This window comes from Acidiferrobacterales bacterium, assembly GCA_028820695.1.
Taxonomy (GTDB): domain Bacteria; phylum Pseudomonadota; class Gammaproteobacteria; order Arenicellales; family JAJDZL01; genus JAJDZL01.
Genome location: JAPPIB010000045.1, coordinates 133713 through 154136 on the forward strand (window position 1 = coordinate 133713; position 20424 = coordinate 154136).

Below are 20424 nucleotides of genomic sequence, written 5' to 3' on the forward strand. Positions count from 1 at the left end.
AACGTTGCAGTCGATTGCAATGGCATCGCTTACGCAATGGGTTCCAACCAATCCATCGACACCTGCGTTACTTTCTATACAATTCAACTGAACACTTGTCTGTTTTCAACTGAGGTAATCAATTATGTACGGGGCTTTGCTATTGCTCGCCGCAGTCACCTTCTTTTATGCTGGATACAACCTCCTGATCAAGATTTCCAGCAGTCACATTCCAGTCGAGGCCACATCGACGATTGCCGCGACCATAACTTTGCAGACTGCCGCACTACTGGTTTCCTGTGTTTTCGTAGCAGGACTCCTGATTCGCGGCAACACAATTCTGGCGGTTCCGCCACCAGCTCTGATGTGGGCAGCACTCGCCGGAATTTGCATCGGAGCGGCCGAAATTGGATATTTCTACCTGTTGCGCGGGGGTTTGAGTCACGAACCGGTCGCAGCAAGCACAGCGATTCCGATCATCGTAGGCGGCACGATTCTCATAGCGCTGCTGCTATCGTGGTTGTGGCTTCGCGAAAGCATGAACTGGACCAAGGCAATGGGTGCCGTTACCATCATCGCCGGTGTGGCCCTCATGTTTGTTGAGACTGACTCCTGATCGCACCTGATCACCACGCTCGCTGATTGAATGGATTGGATGCGAGTTGCCCGATCTTTTGTTTGCTGCGGGATTCTGTATCAGGATGATCAAAGTGGCGCATCAGGTGATTGACTTGTGAATTGGACATTCCACGGACACCGAATAGCGATGCTCTGAGCGAGTGTTATACGCTGAAGTCAGCGCTCTGTTCGCTTTGCCTCAAACGTCTCGGTCCGAGTCGTGTGAAATCGAAATAATCACACCTTCCGGCGGTATGGTTTCGCATTGGTGAAAAAATACAATTACAATGCTCTACCGTCACGTGCCATCACCGGAACAACAACTGAAAAACTGTCGATTCAGCTTTTCATCATCCTTCCGGCTTCACTGCGCCCCGATAGCTCAACAGGATAGAGCAGCCGCCTCCTAAGCGGCAGGTTAGGCGTTCGAGTCGTCTTCGGGGCGCCAATTTCGGTCAATCCACATATGAGCCTGATTCTACATGGCTGAATGGCAACAATGGGCTGTCAATAACTCTGTCAACAACCTGCAAATCTTCGAACTTCCGATTGGGCAACGAGTGCAATAAATTCGATAATTCTAAATAATCAAATTTCTTTTATTTAATATCAATAAGTTATGATTGTTATTTTAACTATTACTATATAAAGTCATTCTAACTTAACACAAATTGCGTTCGATTTCGTTGTGAATATCTTTTGGGCTGTTGTTGCTCTGTATGTTGTTGTGTAAACGCATGAATCTTCATTCTGTTCGAGCCAAAACCGCAATTGCTGAAGCTGAGAATAATAAGAATGTAGAGAACGTTCCGATCACGGGTTGCAACCCATTCAACATCGCAATATAGCCGACCGATTGCTGGATCGAAAAATAAAGCAAGCCGAACAGCAAGCCGATAAACACCAGGTGTCCGTTGCTCATTTTCGGTCGGAAGCGATAGACGCACAACAGCGCAAACAGCATCATGACAATCATGGATAAGGGAGAGATGATCCGATTCCAGAATGCCAGGCTGAGAAACTCGGTTTTCAGCCCGTTGGTCCTGAGAAACCTGATCGCCCGATACAACTCAATGATTGTCAATTGCGATGGATCGCGTCTATGGGCTCCGATAACACTCAATTCAGCTTCTATCGGATGGTCCTTGCTTTCCGCCGTGAGTCGCACGATTCTTCTATTCTCGAGCGTACTTTCGATAACGCCGTATAGCTTCAAGTTCTTTTTCTCCTTGCTGAATATCCCACCTGCTGCGTTGGTCAACTTTACCAGGCGGCCATTTGGATCAAAATGAAAGATCTCTATATCCTTGAGAGTGTCGTCACTGAGTTTCGGTGTAATGTGTATGAATTGATTGCCGTCCCGATACCATATGCCGTGTTTCGGCGCTTCAGCTCCCTGCTGACTGACCCGCTCGTCCTGTTTCAGGTACAGACTGACCTCGCTCCTGGGCACTACCAACTCACCCCAGAAAAACATGACCAGCGCCAAGAGTATCGAATACCCGGCTGTTGACGCGGAAATCCGAAACTTCGATACGCCGACCGCCTGCAACGCAGTCAACTCCAACCTGCGCGAAAGCGTGGTCAGCGCAAGAATCGCGCCGATCAGAAGAATCATGGGTGCCAGCTCATACAGGATTCGAGGAACGGAAAGCAGCAGGACTTCTCCCACATATCGGATGTCTTCCTTGATGCTGACGTCTTCCAGCATATCCAGCAGGGTAATAAAAAGATATATGGCGACCAACCAAACCCCGGCAACAATACTTTTGGTCGTGATTTCACGACCGAAATACAGGTCAATGATCCAAATTTTTCTCATTGTCTTGAAGTCGTCGTCAGGTGGAAATGATGCCCCGGTTCTGGTGGGTTCGCAACACCACCCAGCCAATCAGCAGGGCAACCAGTACATGCGGCAACCACAGAAAAACATCGATGCCGAAGTACTGCGTTCTTTCGATATCGACAATGAAGCCGACCAAACTGCCATAGATGAAGTACACCAAAACGGCACCGACGAGATTCGCACCCATTCTTGAAGTCAACCGGCTGCTTCCAAACGCGAACGCCAGCAAAACGACCATTGGCATGACGATCACTTTGGAAATTCGCCACTCCAACTCGGCAATATCCCCGGGCAAATCAGAGCCGATCAACTGAAGTGTCGGTTTTGCTCTCGTAACTGTGGACCCAAGTTCATATTCAATGATCGGTATCGACTCGGTAAAGGACTTGAACTCGGTCAATTCATAATTGCGTAATTTCTCCGATATGCGGTATCGGATGCCGTTAATGACCTGCAGCGTTTCCATCTTCTCGTTCAGGTCAAGGTGATACTGCCCATCCTGCGCCACGGTAATCTCCTTGCCATGAGGCTCGGACACCACGTAAAACAGGCGTACGGGATCAGATGGGGCTGTTTCGGCGGACGACGGTTCGACGTTGTTTGTCTCACCGAAATAGACCACGCTGCGACCGCCCCGGAAATCCCTGAACCGCCCTTCTTCAAAAGGGATATTCCGCAGACTGTGGCGGTAATTCGTAACCTTGTCCTGATATGCCATCTCGGCCGAAGGCGCGACCACAAACGAACAAAGCGCAACCAAAAACGTAGACAGGGCCGCTACCAGCAATGCAGGTGTGAAGTATGCCATCGGTCCGATACCGGCGGTGGCGTAGGCAGTAATCTCATTGTCCCGATTCCAGCGAATCATCACAAGCAGAATTGAGATATACAGTGCCGGAGTAAGTATGACATCGAGAAATGTGGCGACCTTCAGCATGAGAATCAGCCCCAGACCATCAACTGGAAGACTGCCTTGTACAGCTCTTTTCAATAACCCGAGAAATTTCACTACCGCGAAAATCCCGATTGTCATGAACAGGACCACACCGTAATTCATCGTAGTTTCGTTAAAGAGGTTTTTGCGAAAGATTTTCATGCGTTACCAATCATCTCGCTCAATAAAAGAATTCTGACTGTCAACCAACAACGAAACAGTCCCGTACTGTTCTGATAAAATTGGGCAACGTACACTTGCCGACCTTAAGCAAGACGCTTCAGAAGCATCGATTTCAAATTCGGAGGAAATCAATGTCCGTAAAATTCACCTCAAAATCCGTTGACGCCAGTGAATGCGCTTCCGGTTACCTGGTTGTCGGAATATACGATAACAAGGATTTTACTACCTCAGCCCGACAATTGAATGATAAAACCAAAGGTGCGATCTCGGCTCTGCTCGAAAACGGTGATCTTGCTGAAAAGCCCGGCAGTTGTGCGTTGATTCCACTTGTCCGGGGCATAAAGTCGAAACGAGTCATCATTGTCCGGCTCGGCGCGCGCAAAGACTTCTCAGCCAAGCAGTTCAATCTGGCAATGAATGGTGTAGCGACCTTGTTGACCGGTCTGACTGCGGACAGTGTTTGCATTTTCATCAGTGACATGGACATTGAAGACCGTGATCTGTCGTGGATGTCGCGACGCGTCGTCGAAGTGAGCAGCCAGAAACTTTACCGGTTCGATCAGCTGAAGAAAGAGTCCAAAAAGCGTCGCAAGGCGTGGCGGATTCAGATCTCAACCGAGGAATCAACCGGTCTGTCGCTGATTCGAACGGGTGTTCGGGTCGGAAAAGCGATCAGTGAGGGTGTCAGTCTGGCGAAGGACCTGGGAAATTTACCGGGCAATATATGCACGCCAAGTTATCTTGCCGAAAAGGCGCAAGAAATCGGAACCAACGCAGCGCTCGAAGTCGAGATTCTGGATGAGGATCAGATGGAAGAACTCGGTATGGGATCCCTGCTTTCAGTATCACGCGGCAGCCGCGAACCGGCCAAGCTGATCATCATGAAGTATCAGGGCAGCAGTGAGGAAGATAGCCCGATCGTCTTTGTCGGCAAAGGATTGACATTTGATGCCGGCGGCATCTCGATCAAACCCGCGGGTGCCATGGATGAGATGAAGTTTGACATGTGCGGCGGAGCCGGCGTGATCGGCGCAATGCTGTCCATTTCCCAGCTGAAACTTCCCGTCAATGTGATCGGGGTTGTCGCGAGCAGCGAGAATCTTCCAGACGGAGCTGCCAACAAACCTGGTGATATCGTCAAGAGCATGTCCGGTATTACCATCGAAATTCTCAATACTGATGCGGAGGGCCGTCTGATTCTCTGTGATGCGCTGACCTATGTCAGACGATTCAACCCCGCTGTCGTAATTGATGCGGCAACGCTGACCGGAGCCTGTGTGGTCGCACTTGGCAAACATCCCAGCGGGCTGTTTTGCGACGATCCCGAACTGACTGAAGCACTGGTCCGAGCTGGAACAACCAGCGAGGATCGGGTCTGGCCGATGCCGCTTTGGGATGATTACCAGTCCCAACTGGACTCCAATTTTGCGGATGTGGCCAACATTGGTGGTCGGGATGCCGGCGCAGTCACTGCAGCATGTTTCCTCGCAAGGTTCACCAACAAGATGAAGTGGGCACATCTGGATATCGCAGGAACGGCATGGCACTCCGGTAAAGCCAAAGGCTCGACCGGACGGCCGGTCAATCTGTTTGTGCAATACGTGCTTGATCGCTGTTGAGCAGTTGGCTGGGCGAACCTGAATGTCAACCGAGGTTGTCTTCTATTACCTAAAGCAACCCGCGCATGATGGTGTTTTGCGTCTGACGTGCAACCTGGCAAATGCCGCGTTCACTCGAAATCACAAGGTGTACATCGCCGCCAGCAGTCCCGAAATGTGTACGGTACTGGATGATTTGCTTTGGACTTTCGCACCGAACAGCTATGTTCCACATATAATTTGTGATCAGGGTGAAAAGGTCGATCTCGAACGATATCCAGTTGTGATCGGGCATACACAGCCGTCCGATCAGTTCGATGATGTACTGATTTCCCTGCATCAGGATGTATCCGACTGCGCGAGCCGGTTTCAGAGAGTCGTCGAACCGGTTGGTTCAAACGAAGCGGATATCGCTAATGCAGAGAAAAAGTTCAGTCGCTACACGGCTGTGTTCGAAACCGAACCAACCTGCCATTATCTGTAGTCATTCCGGATTCAAGTCCAGATTGCACAATCACCCATACACCAACCAGCTCTGAAGCCGAATGAAAAGTCATACCGATCTGGCCAGCGTTTACGACCCGCATTCCCTGGAAAAGGCGGTTTACCGAAGATGGGAGGAAGCAGGAAGTTTCGCTCCCAGCGGCGATGGGGAATCGTACTGCATCATGATCCCGCCGCCCAATGTGACAGGCAGCCTGCATATGGGCCATGCGTTCCAAAACACACTGATGGACGCATTGACCCGATATCATCGTATGAAAGGCAGGAAGTCCCTGTGGCAAGCAGGATCCGATCATGCTGGCATCGCGACTCAAATGGTCGTTGAACGTCTGCTTCTGGCCGAAGGTCAGTCTCGAGCTGAACTGGGACGGGACAAGTTCATTGACAAGGTGTGGGAATGGAAGGCGAATTCGGGCGGCACGATCAAGAACCAACTGAAAAGACTCGGCGCCTCGCTGGACTGGTCGCGGGAACGGTTCACAATGGATGCGGACCTGTCCACTGCGGTTCGGGAAGTCTTTGTTTCACTGTACGAACAGGGTCTGATCTACCGGGGTAAACGATTGGTCAACTGGGACCCTGTGCTCAAAACCGCCATATCCGATCTGGAAGTGATATCTGAAGAGGAGGACGGATTCCTTTGGCACTTCCGATATCCAATCTCAGACAGTCCCGAACATGTCGTCATCGCAACCACGCGTCCAGAAACCATGCTTGGGGACACCGCAGTCGCAGTACATCCGGACGATGACCGTTATGCCCATCTGGTCGGCAGGACCGTGTCCCTGCCCTTGGTCGACAGGGAAATTCCGATCATAGCCGACCACTACGTCGACCCGGAGTTCGGAACAGGTTGTGTCAAAATCACCCCGGCTCACGATTTCAATGACTTTGCCGTCGGCGAGCGCAATAATCTCGATGTTATCAACGTCATGACTGAGGAGGCCAATATCGATCTTGCCGGGACGCCCTATCATGGACTGAGTCGCGATCAGGCAAGAGAAAAGGTTCTTGAAGATCTGACTCAGCTGGGCTTGGTCGAAAAGGTTGAGAACCACAAATACAAAGTTCCGAGAGGAGACCGAACTGATCAGGTGATAGAGCCATACCTGACGGACCAATGGTTTGTTAAGGTAAAGCCGCTTGCCGATCCAGCGATTGAAGCGGTCAAGAACGGCTCAATCAAGTTTGTACCGAAAAACTGGGAGCGGACCTATTTTGACTGGATGGAGAACATCGAGGACTGGTGCATTTCCAGACAGATTTGGTGGGGACATCGTGTTCCCGCCTGGTATGATGAGCATGGCAATGTTTTTGTAGCGAGAGACGAAAGCGCGGCAATTCGACAGGCCAAAGCCCTGCATGGAGATATCGACATCCGCTTGTGGCAGGATGAGGACGTGCTGGACACATGGTTCTCATCCGCGCTATGGCCATTTTCCACCCTTGGATGGCCGAAAGAAACCAAAGAACTTGAATTCTTTTATCCGACTGACGTGCTTGTGACCGGATTCGACATCATTTTCTTCTGGGTAGCCAGGATGATCATGTTCGGGTTGAGGTTCGCCGATGACATCCCCTTTCATGAAGTCTATATCCATGGATTGGTGCGTGATGCTGAAGGTCAGAAAATGTCAAAGTCAAAGGGTAACATTCTGGACCCGCTTGATCTGATCGACGGCATTGACTTGGAGAATCTTGTCGCCAAGCGAACCACGGGGCTCATGCAGCCGGATCTGGTGCCGAAAATTGACAAAGCCACTCGAAAGCAATATCCCGACGGCATACCTGCGTTCGGGACTGATGCGCTCAGGTTTACGTTCGCACGCTTGGCAACCCAGGGACGTGACATACGATTCGACCTGAATCGAATTGAAGGGTATAGAAATTTCTGTAACAAGCTGTGGAATGCCGCACGCTTCGTCCTGATGAACGGCGATGGCTGCGAACCGTACGGTGTTGACGACTTCCAGCCGGCAACCAGTGCGGAGCGATGGATTGTCAGCAAGCTCAATGAAACGACGACGGTCATCGAACAGTCTTTCGCAATTTACCGATTTGATATCGCTTCGAAACACCTGTATGAATTTATCTGGGATGAGTTTTGTGCATGGTTCATCGAGATCACCAAAATCATGCTCCGGGATGAATCGCTCGATGAACGCACCAAAACCTCGCTCAGAAGGACTCTGCTGATGGTATTGGATGCAACAGTGCGCCTCCTGCATCCCTTTATGCCATTCATCACAGAAGAGATCTGGCGCAAGATCCGGACGGAGAACGAAGACAATTCAATCATGTTTCAGGCCTTTTCCAGCGACTTGAGTGAGTGGGCAGACGAAAAGGCAACCGAAGAGATGGATTGGATGAAAACGGTTGTATCCAATGTCCGCAATATTCGCAGCGACATGAACATGAATCCCGGAGAAAGGATCACAGCGCTGTGTCACACCAACAATTCGAAGGATCTGGAATACTTTCAGAATAATTTTTCCTGCATAACGGAACTTGCGAAACTGAAGTCATTCGAAATGTTGAGCGATTCGGACCTTGAGTCAATGAACATGTCGAATTCGATATCCACATCGGTCAATGAGTTCCAGGTCATTGTTCCAGTCCAGGAAATCGCAGATTTTGAAGAACAGATCCAACGATTGGAAAAGGACATCGCGAATGTGGAAAAACAGATCCAACGTTCAAGCTCCAAACTGGAAAATAAGCAGTTTCTTGCTAAGGCACCAGCTCAGATAATCGATAAGGAGCACGCTCGACTCGCATCTAGTCAGCAAGAACTCGTTGAACTGACAGCACGACGCGAGAAACTCTTGGAAATGATGGTTCGGCAGGCATAGTTACCTGAAGCCGCATTCGGCGAACGCTCAGGAAAGTCGGATTCAGTCCTGGGGTTGCCACCGGAAAACCGCCTCACCTCCCGGCGGTCAAGTAAATGTCGTAACGAACGAGTTTTCCCCTCATGCTCATTGACAGCCGTTCGGGCATGAGGGGTTGTGAGTAATTCGGGCGTTTGACGATGACTCTGTGTCTCGCCCAACTGATTGTCGCCCCAAGCAATTCCTCAGCATCAGAATCATCATCCTTGCAAAATTTCCGCATAACTGTCAATGGGCGCGCAACCTTTACCGACGACTTGCGACCTTCCGGATACATCGGGTCGAGATACACTGCATCGAATCTTTCGTGAAATTGTTGCAGCACTTCCCGAGTGTCGGCAAAGTAACTCCTGATGGACATATCAGGTGATACGGCATTGATCCGATCGACTCCATCGCAGACCAAGGCTGCAAAAACCGGCGATCTTTCGATGGCGGTAACCCGATATCCCATTCTTGCCAGCAAGAGCGTGTCTGATCCCAGCCCTGCAGTTCCGTCAAGGACAGTCTTGATCTTCCTGCCGACTGCGCGCCCCAATAGACACTTTCGCGAGATTCGCGTAAGCGGTTTGACCGACATCTGAATCGGACGAGATTTTCGATTCCTCAAGTCTCTCAGTTTGAGAACATCATCTTCGATTGCGAGCATGTAGTCGAATTCAGACTCGTCAACTTCATAGGACAGGGGCAACTTGTAGGTGTTTGCGATCTGATGACAGCGTTCTTCTTCATCAGCGCAATGACGGACAAATACTCGTGTGCTGTCGGTGGTTGACATCTTATGGTCTACATTGCGTTGTATGCCGCAAGACCGAATTGTCTCCGGTAGGACATTGCGCGATTTGCGTGTGCTGGTGTAACATTTTCGAAATTGGCAATATGCAGCGTCAACCGTCCCCGATGCAACGTCGTTCATGCAATTTCATCCGGCTGGCAGATGACCCAATTGCCTGCTCACTTCGGTCTGGGCGGCACCGATCTGACTCACTTGATGTTTGGAAAACTTATACAATCTTACCCAAAATCAATCCCGATCAATCATAAAAACGCAAGGGCATACGCGCAAGTCATCAACAATGCATCAGTAACGCGATGCTGAAAAGATGAGTCAAGAGGGTCACTCAGTTGTTGCAAGAGGCCTCTTGTCGTCAATCGGGCAATCGTGCGTATGAATTGATCGGGCCATTGAAGGGATTTTGATCGCCAAGACTGTATCCAAGTCAATGCGGTCATCAAACAATCGTGAATTTAAAAAAAGATGTCATGATCGAATGCAACCTGGATACTTCGAAGCACGAAAGCACAAGGGACAAAACGGTCTGACATACAGGCGGCTCAGGCAAGAATGTATATTTCTCCGTAATTTTTAAGGTTTATATTTATGGGATTTCTGACAGATAAACGCGCATTGATCACAGGTATCGCAAGCAATCGGTCCATTGCATGGGGAATCGCCCAGGCAATGTCGAGCCAAGGTGCCAAACTGGCCTTGACCTACCAAAATGAGAAACTGCGTCCACGTGTCGAAAAATTCGCACAGCAGCTTAATGCGGACTTTGTAGCGCCATGCGATGTTACGACCGACTCCGAGATTGACACATTGCGGGATTCGGTGGAGAACAAGTGGCCGGACGTGGATATCGTAGTCCATTCAATCGCCTTTGCCCCGCGCGAACAACTTGAAGGGGTGTATCTGGACGCGGTGACCCGCGAGGGATTCAACCAAGCACACGACATCAGCTCATACAGCTTCTCTGCGTTGGCAAAAAGTTTCGCGCCAATGATGCAGAACAGAAAAGGTTCTCTTCTCACCCTGACATATCTGGGGTCCATACGATCAATGCCTGGCTATAACGTCATGGGTCTTGCAAAAGCCAGTTTGGAGGCCAATGTTCGATACTGCGCACAGTCTCTCGGAAGCCAAGGCATCCGGGTCAACGCCATATCTGCCGGACCGATCCGAACACTCGCAGCTTCAGGTATTCGCGGCATGAAATCAATGATGGATTATTACGAGAAGATGTGTCCGCTTGGTCGCGGTGTCACAATTGAAGAAGTCGGAAACGCTGCGGCATTTCTGTGCTCCGACCTGGCTTCAGGAATAACTGGCGAAATCCTTTATGTCGATGGCGGATTCAACTCCGTCGGATTCAGCCAGACCATGCTGTAGATCACAAACGGAACCCTATTCTGTAACTTGGCTGTTTCAGAGCAACTCCTGGTTGACACTGACGTCAACTCCGTCGCGTAACAACTGAATATAACTCGCAAACACTTCGTTGCCGAAACGATCTCTCAGTGCAGCCGCTACACTCTGGCGTTGCTCCTCCGAAGCCGACGCCACATCCCCACTTTGGACTTCGGATATACGAAACAATGCATGAGATCCATCCGCCACGGGACCGCTGCCGAAGGTCTCGCTCCCAGCTTGTGGTTTCTTCGAGGAAAAGGCAAGCAATCCGACTCCGATTGCCACAGGATCGGTGGTTTCACTCATTCGCGTAGGCAACTCAAACGCCTCAAGCCCATTGGCTGTCAGAATCGAATTCCAGTCGGCTCCTGTTTCGAGCTCGGCAACCAGATTTTCAGACAGTTCTCTAGCACGAGCCTGGCTTTTTGACTGCAATAACTCATTGCTGATCTGATTTCGGACATCAGCCACACTCAGTTGCTGGGTTTCCTCGTGATCGGAAATTCGCAGGACCACCTGTAAACCCTTGTCTACTTCTATGAGGTCACTGTTGAAGCCCTGCCCGAGCACCTCGTCACTGAATGCCGCGGCGCGGACCTGCTCATGTTCAGATATCCCCGTTCCGAACCCTCGGGTAAACCAATCAGAAATTTGTATGTCGAGATCCAGCTGTGTTGCTGCAGAGTTGAGATTTTCCGGGTCCTCATAAGCAAGATTGCGCAACTGCTCGGATATCTCAAACATTTCCGCTTCGGCTTGAGTTCTCGATGCTTGCTCAACCAGCTCAGACCGAACTTCATCAAATGATTTAACGGTCTCTCCCTGAATTTCATTGACACGGACGATGTGCGTGCCAAACTCTGACTCGACTGGTTCGCTGACCTCCCCTTCCCCAAGACTGAACGCGACTGATTCAAATTCTGCAAACGGCAATTCTCCGGAACTGAACCAGCCCAGCTCACCGCCACTTTCGGCGGATCCCACGTCAGTCGAATACTGCATGGCCAATGCAGCGAAGTCTTCGCCAGATCTTATCCGACCAATCAATTCAGTCGCCAGCACAGTTACGTCACTGGAGGCTTCAGTACCAGGTTCAAGCAGAATGTGACTGATATTTCTCTGCTCTGCTATGCCATAGCGGGCAATCTCCGCATCGTATAAATTCAAGAGCGTTTCTTCCGACGGAGCGAAATTACTTGCAAAATCATCGACCGAAAGTCGGACGTATTCGATTTTGACCTTTTCGTCGTCCACATATCGCGACTTGTTCAACTCATAAGCATCCTGGATTTCAGCGTCAGTCACTTCAATATCAGCAATAAACGCAGCAGGATTGATTAAAGCAAATTGTCCGAATCTGTCCTGAAGCAATATACGCAAAACGGCATCAACATCAGCATCTATGACAAAAGCCGATTCCTGAAAACCCGTGCGAATCTGTTGCATGACTGCTTCTTGTCGCTGCAACTCCTCGAATTCGGCTACGGATAGTCCACTGACGCTCAAGACACGCTCATATCGTTCGCGATCGAAACGATTTTCGGTTTGAAAGGTGGGGTGATTCTGAATGGTATCGACCAGCTGTTGGTCGCTTACTCGGTAACCGTGCTTCTGTGCGTCCCTGACGAGGAGCGTCTCATCGACGATCGCGTCAATGACAAGCCTGCCAAGAACGCCTCCAGACAAAAATTCCGGGTTCTGGCTATAGGTGTCGCGCAACCTCTCACGTTCGTTGTACAGAGCTCGCTGATAGGTGAGGTAGTCAATCTCCTCACCGTCAAACTCTGCGACCGTTGCATGCTCCGCACCTTCGAAGTAAGTGTTGATACCCCACAGGGCGAACGGAATCGTGATCAGGATTACGATTGCCCACGCAATCCATCCGGTTGCCCGTTCCTTAATCGCTGTCAGCATTGGACCAACCTTGGAATTCTAACTCGGATAAAACAAACAACTGCAGTCCACATACTTGGCTTTAGAGCCGTTCTGTGGACTGCTGTTGATAACTTGGCGGAGCGGACGGGACTTGAACCCGCGACCCCCGGCTTGACAGGCCGGAATTCTTGACCAACTGAACTACCGCTCCAATTCCTTGGTGGGCGCTGTAGGAATTGAACCTACCACCTCCGCCTTGTAAGGGCGGTGCTCTACCAACTGAGCTAAGCACCCATGACTCGACTAGTTGACGGCGTCCTTGAGCGCTTTGCCAGCTTTGAATTTGACGACTGTGCTAGCGGGAATCGAAACTTCCGAACCGTCTCTCGGGTTTCTGCCAGTTCTTGCTGCACGATGTCCTGTAGAAAATGTTCCAAACCCGATAATTGCGACAGAATCATGATTTTTCAAACTGCTCTTGATCTGATCAAACACCGCTTCTACAGCCCGCCCGGCATCAGCTTTTGTCAGTCCTGTACTATCTGCAACATTGCTAACCATTTCAGTTTTGTTCATTATATCCTCCAAAACTATCTATATATTTTTCCAAAAAAAAACTTCGGTCACGAAATGATGCTTCAGACTTGACCGAGTGAATGCAAGATCGATGATTGACATTCTATAACCAAAGTGTCCCAATCCGTAAACACTCACAACACCAATTGATTCTTCATCGAAAGGATTGCAGCAGGTACGTTCAGTGCTTCACGACACTGACGTTTTCGCCTGAATGCTGATCAGATTCCAGACCAAGTCCCATGTCTGATGAATCTATCGTAACGTCAGGCAAGTATTCCAAAGAGTGACTTACGACATCCTCAATCCAGCGTACACATACTATATCAAGTTCATCTTTGATCTTGTTAGAAATTTCAGCAAGATCTTTCTCATTTTGTTCGGGAATCAGAACAGTTGATATGCCTCCGCGATGGGCCGCCAGCAACTTTTCTTTCAAACCGCCGATCGGCAGGACCTCTCCACGCAAAGTGATCTCGCCCGTCATTGCGACGTCGGCACGAATGGGAATCTGTGTCAACGCAGAGATAATCGCCACGGACATCGCGACACCTGCACTGGGACCGTCCTTGGGCGTGGCGCCTTCCGGCACATGGACGTGTATGTCCTTTCTTTGATAGAAGTTCGATTTGATGCCGTAATTGATGGAACGGGCGCGAACGACACTCACCGCTGCCTGGATCGATTCCTGCATTACATCACCAAGCTTTCCGGTGTAGATATGCTTGCCCTTGCCAGGAACCACTATGGCTTCGATACTGAGCAGGTCGCCGCCAGTCTGTGTCCATGCGAGCCCCGTCACCTGCCCGATCTGGTTGACTTGGTCAGCCATTCCGAATCGGTACTGACGAACCCCGCAGAATTTGTGAAGATTTCTCGGAGTGATGCGGGTAAGCCTTGACTTGCTGTTATCCTGAACCAACTTCTTTGTTACTTTACGGCAGATTTTCGATATCTCTCGCTCAAGACCGCGAACACCAGACTCACGCGTATAGTAGCGGATCACATCCAATAGAACTTTCTCGGATATCGATATGTTTTTCGGTTCAAGTCCATTGCTCTTCAACTGCTTGGGGATCAGATACTGCGTTGCAATCCTGACCTTCTCATCTTCGGTATAACCGGAAATCCGTATCACCTCCATTCGATCCAGCAGTGGTGGCGGGATATTCAATGTGTTGGCAGTCGCAATAAACATGACCTCAGAAAGATCGTACTCAACTTCAAGATAATGATCGGCAAATGTGTGATTCTGCTCAGGATCCAGCACCTCCAACAAGGCGGATGACGGGTCGCCCCTGAAATCCATTGACATCTTGTCAACCTCATCAAGCATAAACAGTGGATTTCTGGTCTTGACCTTGGCGATGCTTTGGATAATCTTCCCCGGCAACGAGCCGATGTAGGTTCTGCGATGACCTCGAATTTCCGCTTCGTCACGAACGCCACCAAGTGACATTCTCAGGAACTTCCGATTCGTAGCGCGTGCGACAGACTTGCCGAGCGAGGTCTTGCCAACACCCGGCGGCCCCACCAGACACAGAATCGGTGCCTTGTTCTTGCGGACACGTTGCTGCACAGCGAGATATTCCAAAATCCGTTCCTTGACCTTTTCCAGACCATAGTGATCCTCATCCAATACTCTCTGGGCGGCATTGAGGTCCTTGTGAATCCGGCTTCGTTTGCGCCATGGTACAGCGATAAGCCAGTCAATATAATTTCGAACCACTGTCGCTTCGGCTGACATGGGAGACATCATGTTGAGTTTCTTCAACTCAGATACGGCCTTGTTCTGAGCTTCCTTTGTCATACCTGCCTCGGCAATTTTCTCGCTCAACTCATCGACTTCACTCTTGGCCTCATCACCGTTGCCAAGCTCCTTGTGAATCGCCTTGAGCTGTTCGTTCAGATAATATTCCCGCTGGCTTTTCTCCATCTGTTTCTTGATTCGACCTCGAATCTTGCGCTCGACCTGAAACAGCTCGACATCTGACGACATCATCGCGACCATCAACTCCAGGCGTTCCTGATCATCGACTTCTTCAAGAATCGCCTGCTTTTCGACCACACTCTGATTGATCAGATGAGCGGCAATGATGTCAATGACCTGGTTCAAGGATTCAAGGTGCTTTACTTTCGCCAAAACTTCGGCCGGGATCTTTTGACTGGTCTTGATGTACTGCTCGAAAAGGTCCTGCAGCGATTCTCTCAATGAATCAATAAGCAATTCTCGAATCGGTATGATTTCCAATGGGCTGGTTCGCACCTCCTGGTAACCATCCACTGTCCTGATCGCATCAATCCGCGCTCGCCACAGCCCCTCAACCACGACCTTTTTCGAGCTGTCCGGCATGACGACCACCTGCTTGACAGTGGCAACGACACCGATGTCGTACAAATCCTCGCCGGTGGGATCGTCTGTAGCCGGATCCCGCTGTGTAACCAACATGACAAGCGGTGACTGCTTATCCATCCGATCCAATGCAGCTTTCGAATGATCCCGTCCAACAAACAACGGGACTATGAATTGAGGGAAAACCACCACATCCCGCAATGGTACAAGCGGAAGCGTCAACGGTTCCGGAGTAAGGTTGTCACTGTCTTGAGTCATAAAACGTTCGTCCTGAAAATTTTTTTTGGTCGCGTTCTCATATATCCGTCCGTTTCCTGACAAATCAAGCAACGGTGGTCATTCCGTAATCGTCTCGTCAGGAAACCCGTCTGGTTTCGTCCTCGTAGATGTAGTAGGGAAGTTTTCCGTTGTTGATCACGTCCGCATCAACAACCACCTTCTTTATGCCTGCCAGCGATGGCAGTTCATACATCGTCTCCAGCAGTGCGTTTTCCAGAATCGACCGCAATCCACGCGCACCGGTCTTGCGCTCCATCGCCTTGCGGGCAACCGCTTTGAGCGCATCCGTACGTATCTCAAGTTCGGCACCTTCCAGGGAGAACAGTTTCTGATATTGCTTGAGCAATGAATTTCGGGGTTCGACAAGTATTTCGACAAGTGCCTCCTCGTCCAGTTCCTCAAGCGTGGCGACCACCGGGAGTCGCCCGACAAACTCTGGAATCAGTCCGAATTTGATCAGATCTTCCGGTTCAATCTGCTCCAGCGTTTGCGCTAGATTCTGCTCAGTTCCCGACAAAATCTCGGCACCGAAACCGATGCCGCTCTTGTCGGTCCGATTTCTGATCACTTTTTCCAGTCCGGAAAAAGCGCCGCCGCAAATGAACAGCACGTTGCGGGTATCGACCTGCAAAAATTCCTGTTGCGGATGCTTGCGCCCGCCTTGGGGCGGTACCGAGGCAATCGTGCCCTCGATCAACTTCAAAAGTGCCTGTTGCACACCTTCCCCGGAAACGTCCCGGGTGATTGACGGATTGTCGGATTTGCGAGAAATCTTGTCTATCTCATCGATGTAGACAATACCGACCTGAGCTCGATCAATGTCGTAGTCACACTTTTGCAGCAACTTCTGTATGATGTTTTCGACATCCTCGCCTACGTAGCCGGCTTCAGTCAGGGTTGTAGCGTCAGCCATGGTAAATGGAACATTCAATTCACGCGCCAGCGTTTCCGCCAGCAGTGTCTTGCCTGATCCGGTCGGGCCGATCAGCAGGATGTTGCTCTTGGCAATATCAACATCATTGACCATGTCATCGCTCTCGATGCGTTTGTAATGGTTGTAGACCGCGACTGAAAGTACCTTCTTGGCCGCAGTCTGCCCGATCACGTACTCATCGAGAATGCCACATATCTCACTTGGGGTGGGAAACTTGGACTTTGCGCTTTCTTGTTCCTCCTCGTAGCCAACTGTCTCGCTGCGAATGATGTCGTTACATAATTCGACGCATTCATCGCAGACAAATACTGATGGTCCGGCAATCAGTTTTCTGACTTCATGCTGGCTCTTTCCACAAAAAGAGCAATGCAGACCGCCGCCCCTCTTTCCTCTTTTGTTAGCCATGTGACATTGTCCTCCGAATAGTCGTTGGGTCAATCAGTGCTAATTTTCGACAATTCACTTGCGATTTTCAATTACAGAATCAATTATTCCGTACTTCAGAGCTTCCTGACTCTCCATGAAATTGTCGCGTTCGGTATCCCGATTGACAGTCTTCATGGCCTTGCCCGTATGCTTGACCATGATCCTGTTCAAGCGCTCGCGTACCCTGAGTATCTCCTTGGCGTGGATGTCAATGTCAGTCGCCTGCCCCTGAAATCCACCCATCGGCTGATGGATCATGATTCTGGAGTGCGGAAGCGCATGACGCTTGCCTTTCGCACCGCCGGCGAGAACCAATGCACCCATGCTGGCAGCCTGTCCAACGCAGACAGTACTCACATCCGGTCTGACAAACTGCATGGTATCGTAGATGGCCAGCCCTGAATTGACAGTGCCGCCTGGACTGTTGATATAAAGATGTATGTCCTTTTCCGCGCTTTCAGATTCCAGATAAAGCAATTGAGCGACAACCAGATTCGCCATATGGTCCTCGATCGGGCCCACCAGAAAGATTACCCGTTCCTTCAGCATGCGTGAGTAGATGTCGTAGGCACGCTCACCGCGTCCGGTGGTTTCAACCACCATCGGAACCAACTGCGCACTTTCGTCGAACTGAGAAAAGTGGTTGCCACTAGTCATTCGTCAACTCTCCCTGCCTGTTCCCAGGCTCATTGTCTCTCAATTGGATTGCCAAATGAGTCCAGGATCACACTTGTTTGCGCGTCTGCCTCATCGTTTTCTGACTCATCAATGTCATCATCGGACTCATCGCTATATAATTTCAAATGCAGGTCTTCTCTCCACGTGTCATACTCGGTGAACGTCATCTCAACTTCATCGCAATCGGCACTTTCCAACAACCGTGCGATCAGAATCCTGTTGCATTCTTCCATGGCGAGATGCGCATGTTTGCTATAGGCTTCATCCCGTGCTTCCTGCATCTGCACTTCATCCCGTGCTTCTAGCATCTGCGAAGATTCTTCGTCGTCGGGCTGACCGGGGTCTGCTTCCACTTGCTGCATCTCGTTCTCTACCGCTTTCTGAATCTGTTCCTCATCGACCTCGATTTCATAGTGTTCTCTCAGCGTGTTCAACAAAAATTCCGATTTGACTTCCATCGCCGACGAAAGATACAACGACATAGCTTCCCGGGTGCGTTTACTGTCTTTGAGAAGTTCGATTGCATCTTTAGCCTCGATACCCTTGCTCATCAACCGCATCAGCGTTCTATGATGGATGATATAGTTCGGCATTCTGAACGGATTGCGGTCAAGCAGCAAGCCCATGACCTGCATTCGAACGGCCTCGTCAATGCTCAGGTTATAGTCCACCGACATTGCCTTTTTGGCGGCAGCATGCAAGTTCTCATCTTGTGCACTGTCGACCTCAAGCCATTCCAGGAATGAATCGTTAAGACTGTCAGGCACCGGCTCCTCGACTGCAATTATCTGTATTTGCACCGTGGAAGTGGAATCGTCCGCATCGCCGCCTTCGGCAGGAGCGGCATCATTGGGCATGACGGCGCTTGCCATTTCTCCCATTCCTTTGCCAATGCAGGCATCCAACACAAACTTATCGCATTCGTCAGGATCCAGCCATATATGAACAGGCTGTGGGGATTGATTTCCCTGTGTCGCCTGAATGGCGTCCTGCGCTTGTACCCATATCCAGTCTCCAGCTGCCGCCGGTCTGTCCACGCGTTCGAGTTTCGGATGAAATTTCAGCCAATTTTCTATCGCCTCGTCAACATCTTCATCACCGACTTCCACAATAGGCTTAACAACTGAACATCCCTTTATGTCGAACGTCTCAACCACAGGCATGACCTCATACTTTATCCGAACATCGTAATCTCGGGTTTGCTCATTGCGTTCGAATCCGTCAACTTCCGGATAGCCTATCACGCGATTGTCTTCGTGCATTTGCATTTCTGAATCTATCCATCTTGCAGTCATATCACGGATGACATCCGACAGGACTTCATTCCCATAGCGCTGCTGGAGCACGCCAATCGGCACCTTGCCCTTGCGGAATCCAGGAATTAACGCATTCTTGGAAATATCCTGAAAATGCGTCCTCGCTTCGGAATCCACCTTGTCACGCTCAAGGACAATCGTCATACTACGCGCACAGGAATCTATTATTTCGATCTGATAATCCATATTCACCTATCCGGATTGGTGCGAAAGGGGAGACTCGAACTCCCACGGGTTACCCCACTGGCACCTAAAACCAGCGCGTCTACCGATTCCGCCACTTTCGCATCGGTGTAACTCTCCGACAAGGACTCGCCGTTGCAAAGAAAATGCGTGGTTGTAATATTCGCAGCGTTAAAATTATACACATCCATTCACCCCTGCTACACAAACGGCTGCATACAATTCATGAAAATATCGGACTTTTCAACACTGACATTTGATTGCTATGGCACACTCATCGACTGGGAGAGCGGGATATTCGACGCACTCACTCCCTTGAATGACCGCTGCGGAAAGTCAATGGACCGGGATGCCTGGCTGCTCGAATTCTCGCGCACTGAATCCGTCATCCAGTCAGTGGAGCCAGAACTTTCGTACGCCAGACTTCTGGCCAAGACTCACGAGGCCATGGCCAAGAACCTGAGTGTACCGATGGGTGACAGTGATCACGTGGCATTTTCCGCTTCGATTGAACACTGGCCAGCTTTTCCAGACTCAGTGCAATCCCTGCAATATCTCAAGGAACACTTCAAACTGGTCATACTCTCGAACGTAAACAATGCCGGATTCGAATTCAGCAACAGGCATCTCAAGGTAGAATTCGATGCGGTCTACACTGCAGAAGATATCGGTTCCTACAAGCCATCGCACAAGAATTTCGACTATATGCTTGATCACCTACAGGATCTTGGAGTCTCGAAGTCCGAGATCCTGCACACCGCACAGAGCCTGTTTCACGATATCGTTCCGGCAACCGAGATCGGACTGACAACTTGCTGGATTGATCGCAGGGCTGCCCAGTCCGGCAGTGGCGCCACACCTGCTGTAGAAAATCCACCAACGCCCGATATGCGATTTGTCTCGCTCGCTGACATGGTCAAGGCACACCGTCTGGAACAACAGTAATCACTAAAGTTTTCCTAAGTATCACCAATTATAAGCGGAGCTTGTGGTATAATTATATCTACATAAATGGTTGATATATATAGGATAATACACCATGAAACGAAATTCTGTCCAG

General features: G+C 50.1%; 15 protein-coding genes and 4 tRNA genes. 7 read left to right on the forward strand and 12 right to left on the reverse strand.

Translation table 11 applies throughout. The features are described 5' to 3' along the window. The first annotated feature begins 124 nt into the window (after window positions 1–124). Together OXI60_07255 and OXI60_07260 are read left to right on the forward strand one after the other, a co-directional pair. Window positions 125–595, forward strand: coding sequence for an EamA family transporter (locus OXI60_07255; GenBank protein ID MDE0309613.1), 471 nt, complete (start codon window positions 125–127; stop codon window positions 593–595). 373 nt (window positions 596–968) lie between these two features. Further along, window positions 969–1045: transfer RNA gene (locus OXI60_07260), tRNA-Arg, on the forward strand. A 297-nt stretch (window positions 1046–1342) separates the two neighbouring features. On the opposite strand, the gene lptG is transcribed toward OXI60_07260, so the two are convergent. Beyond that, the gene (lptG, locus tag OXI60_07265) at window positions 1343–2419 is read right to left on the reverse strand and encodes an LPS export ABC transporter permease LptG (protein MDE0309614.1); all 1077 of its coding nucleotides are present in this window, start codon (window positions 2417–2419) and stop codon (window positions 1343–1345) included. Window positions 2420–2435: 16 nt separating this feature from the next. Next, window positions 2436–3539: an LptF/LptG family permease gene (locus tag OXI60_07270; GenBank protein MDE0309615.1), complete on the reverse strand. Its 1104-nt coding sequence runs from the start codon at window positions 3537–3539 to the stop codon at window positions 2436–2438. Window positions 3540–3691: 152 nt separating this feature from the next. Between OXI60_07270 and OXI60_07275 the strand changes: the two genes are divergently transcribed. The 3 genes from OXI60_07275 (at window position 3692) to OXI60_07285 (ending at window position 8514) form a co-directional block, all read left to right on the forward strand. Next, a complete protein-coding gene (locus tag OXI60_07275) occupies window positions 3692–5179 on the forward strand; it encodes a leucyl aminopeptidase (GenBank protein MDE0309616.1) in 1488 nt (495 codons plus the stop codon). Between the two features lie 22 nt (window positions 5180–5201). Next, the gene (locus OXI60_07280; protein MDE0309617.1) at window positions 5202–5642 is read left to right on the forward strand and encodes a DNA polymerase III subunit chi; all 441 of its coding nucleotides are present in this window, start codon (window positions 5202–5204) and stop codon (window positions 5640–5642) included. Window positions 5643–5703: 61 nt separating this feature from the next. Continuing rightward, a complete protein-coding gene (locus OXI60_07285) occupies window positions 5704–8514 on the forward strand; it encodes a valine--tRNA ligase (protein MDE0309618.1) in 2811 nt (936 codons plus the stop codon). Between the two features lie 73 nt (window positions 8515–8587). On the opposite strand, the gene OXI60_07290 is transcribed toward OXI60_07285, so the two are convergent. Beyond that, window positions 8588–9331 carry a class I SAM-dependent methyltransferase gene (locus tag OXI60_07290; GenBank protein ID MDE0309619.1) on the reverse strand — a complete coding sequence of 248 codons (744 nt, stop codon included), beginning with the start codon at window positions 9329–9331 and terminating at the stop codon, window positions 8588–8590. Between the two features lie 603 nt (window positions 9332–9934). Between OXI60_07290 and OXI60_07295 the strand changes: the two genes are divergently transcribed. Beyond that, on the forward strand, window positions 9935–10723 hold the full coding sequence (locus OXI60_07295; protein MDE0309620.1) for an enoyl-ACP reductase: 789 nt from the start codon (window positions 9935–9937) through the stop codon (window positions 10721–10723). Between the two features lie 36 nt (window positions 10724–10759). On the opposite strand, the gene OXI60_07300 is transcribed toward OXI60_07295, so the two are convergent. The 9 genes from OXI60_07300 to OXI60_07340 all read right to left on the reverse strand — a co-directional run bounded on the left by OXI60_07300 (window position 10760) and on the right by OXI60_07340 (window position 19468). Continuing rightward, entirely contained in the window at window positions 10760–12658 is a 1899-nt protein-coding gene (locus tag OXI60_07300) for a SurA N-terminal domain-containing protein (protein ID MDE0309621.1), read from the reverse strand. Window positions 12659–12752: 94 nt separating this feature from the next. Then, a tRNA-Asp gene (locus tag OXI60_07305) sits at window positions 12753–12830 on the reverse strand. 7 nt (window positions 12831–12837) lie between these two features. Next, window positions 12838–12913 (reverse strand) — tRNA-Val (locus OXI60_07310). A 9-nt stretch (window positions 12914–12922) separates the two neighbouring features. Beyond that, window positions 12923–13195 carry an HU family DNA-binding protein gene (locus OXI60_07315; protein MDE0309622.1) on the reverse strand — a complete coding sequence of 91 codons (273 nt, stop codon included), beginning with the start codon at window positions 13193–13195 and terminating at the stop codon, window positions 12923–12925. 181 nt (window positions 13196–13376) lie between these two features. Then, window positions 13377–15806 carry an endopeptidase La gene (gene lon, locus OXI60_07320; GenBank protein MDE0309623.1) on the reverse strand — a complete coding sequence of 810 codons (2430 nt, stop codon included), beginning with the start codon at window positions 15804–15806 and terminating at the stop codon, window positions 13377–13379. A 97-nt stretch (window positions 15807–15903) separates the two neighbouring features. Beyond that, a complete protein-coding gene (gene clpX / locus OXI60_07325) occupies window positions 15904–17166 on the reverse strand; it encodes an ATP-dependent Clp protease ATP-binding subunit ClpX (GenBank protein MDE0309624.1) in 1263 nt (420 codons plus the stop codon). 54 nt (window positions 17167–17220) lie between these two features. Further along, the gene (gene clpP / locus OXI60_07330; protein MDE0309625.1) at window positions 17221–17844 is read right to left on the reverse strand and encodes an ATP-dependent Clp endopeptidase proteolytic subunit ClpP; all 624 of its coding nucleotides are present in this window, start codon (window positions 17842–17844) and stop codon (window positions 17221–17223) included. Window positions 17845–17873: 29 nt separating this feature from the next. After that, window positions 17874–19367, reverse strand: coding sequence for a trigger factor (gene tig, locus OXI60_07335; GenBank protein ID MDE0309626.1), 1494 nt, complete (start codon window positions 19365–19367; stop codon window positions 17874–17876). A 16-nt stretch (window positions 19368–19383) separates the two neighbouring features. Beyond that, window positions 19384–19468: transfer RNA gene (locus OXI60_07340), tRNA-Leu, on the reverse strand. A 121-nt stretch (window positions 19469–19589) separates the two neighbouring features. Between OXI60_07340 and OXI60_07345 the strand changes: the two genes are divergently transcribed. Continuing rightward, on the forward strand, window positions 19590–20309 hold the full coding sequence (locus OXI60_07345; GenBank protein ID MDE0309627.1) for a haloacid dehalogenase type II: 720 nt from the start codon (window positions 19590–19592) through the stop codon (window positions 20307–20309). Window positions 20310–20424 lie beyond the last annotated feature (115 nt).

Coding starts and splice junctions, on each gene's coding strand:
- OXI60_07255 (MDE0309613.1), top strand. CDS start 125: ATGTACGGGGCTTTGCTATTGCTCGCCGCAGTCACCTTCTTTTATGCT.
- lptG (MDE0309614.1), bottom strand. CDS start 2,419: ATGAGAAAAATTTGGATCATTGACCTGTATTTCGGTCGTGAAATCACG.
- OXI60_07270 (MDE0309615.1), bottom strand. CDS start 3,539: ATGAAAATCTTTCGCAAAAACCTCTTTAACGAAACTACGATGAATTAC.
- OXI60_07275 (MDE0309616.1), top strand. CDS start 3,692: ATGTCCGTAAAATTCACCTCAAAATCCGTTGACGCCAGTGAATGCGCT.
- OXI60_07280 (MDE0309617.1), top strand. CDS start 5,202: ATGTCAACCGAGGTTGTCTTCTATTACCTAAAGCAACCCGCGCATGAT.
- OXI60_07285 (MDE0309618.1), top strand. CDS start 5,704: ATGAAAAGTCATACCGATCTGGCCAGCGTTTACGACCCGCATTCCCTG.
- OXI60_07290 (MDE0309619.1), bottom strand. CDS start 9,331: ATGTCAACCACCGACAGCACACGAGTATTTGTCCGTCATTGCGCTGAT.
- OXI60_07295 (MDE0309620.1), top strand. CDS start 9,935: ATGGGATTTCTGACAGATAAACGCGCATTGATCACAGGTATCGCAAGC.
- OXI60_07300 (MDE0309621.1), bottom strand. CDS start 12,658: ATGCTGACAGCGATTAAGGAACGGGCAACCGGATGGATTGCGTGGGCA.
- OXI60_07315 (MDE0309622.1), bottom strand. CDS start 13,195: ATGAACAAAACTGAAATGGTTAGCAATGTTGCAGATAGTACAGGACTG.
- lon (MDE0309623.1), bottom strand. CDS start 15,806: ATGACTCAAGACAGTGACAACCTTACTCCGGAACCGTTGACGCTTCCG.
- clpX (MDE0309624.1), bottom strand. CDS start 17,166: ATGGCTAACAAAAGAGGAAAGAGGGGCGGCGGTCTGCATTGCTCTTTT.
- clpP (MDE0309625.1), bottom strand. CDS start 17,844: ATGACTAGTGGCAACCACTTTTCTCAGTTCGACGAAAGTGCGCAGTTG.
- tig (MDE0309626.1), bottom strand. CDS start 19,367: ATGGATTATCAGATCGAAATAATAGATTCCTGTGCGCGTAGTATGACG.
- OXI60_07345 (MDE0309627.1), top strand. CDS start 19,590: ATGAAAATATCGGACTTTTCAACACTGACATTTGATTGCTATGGCACA.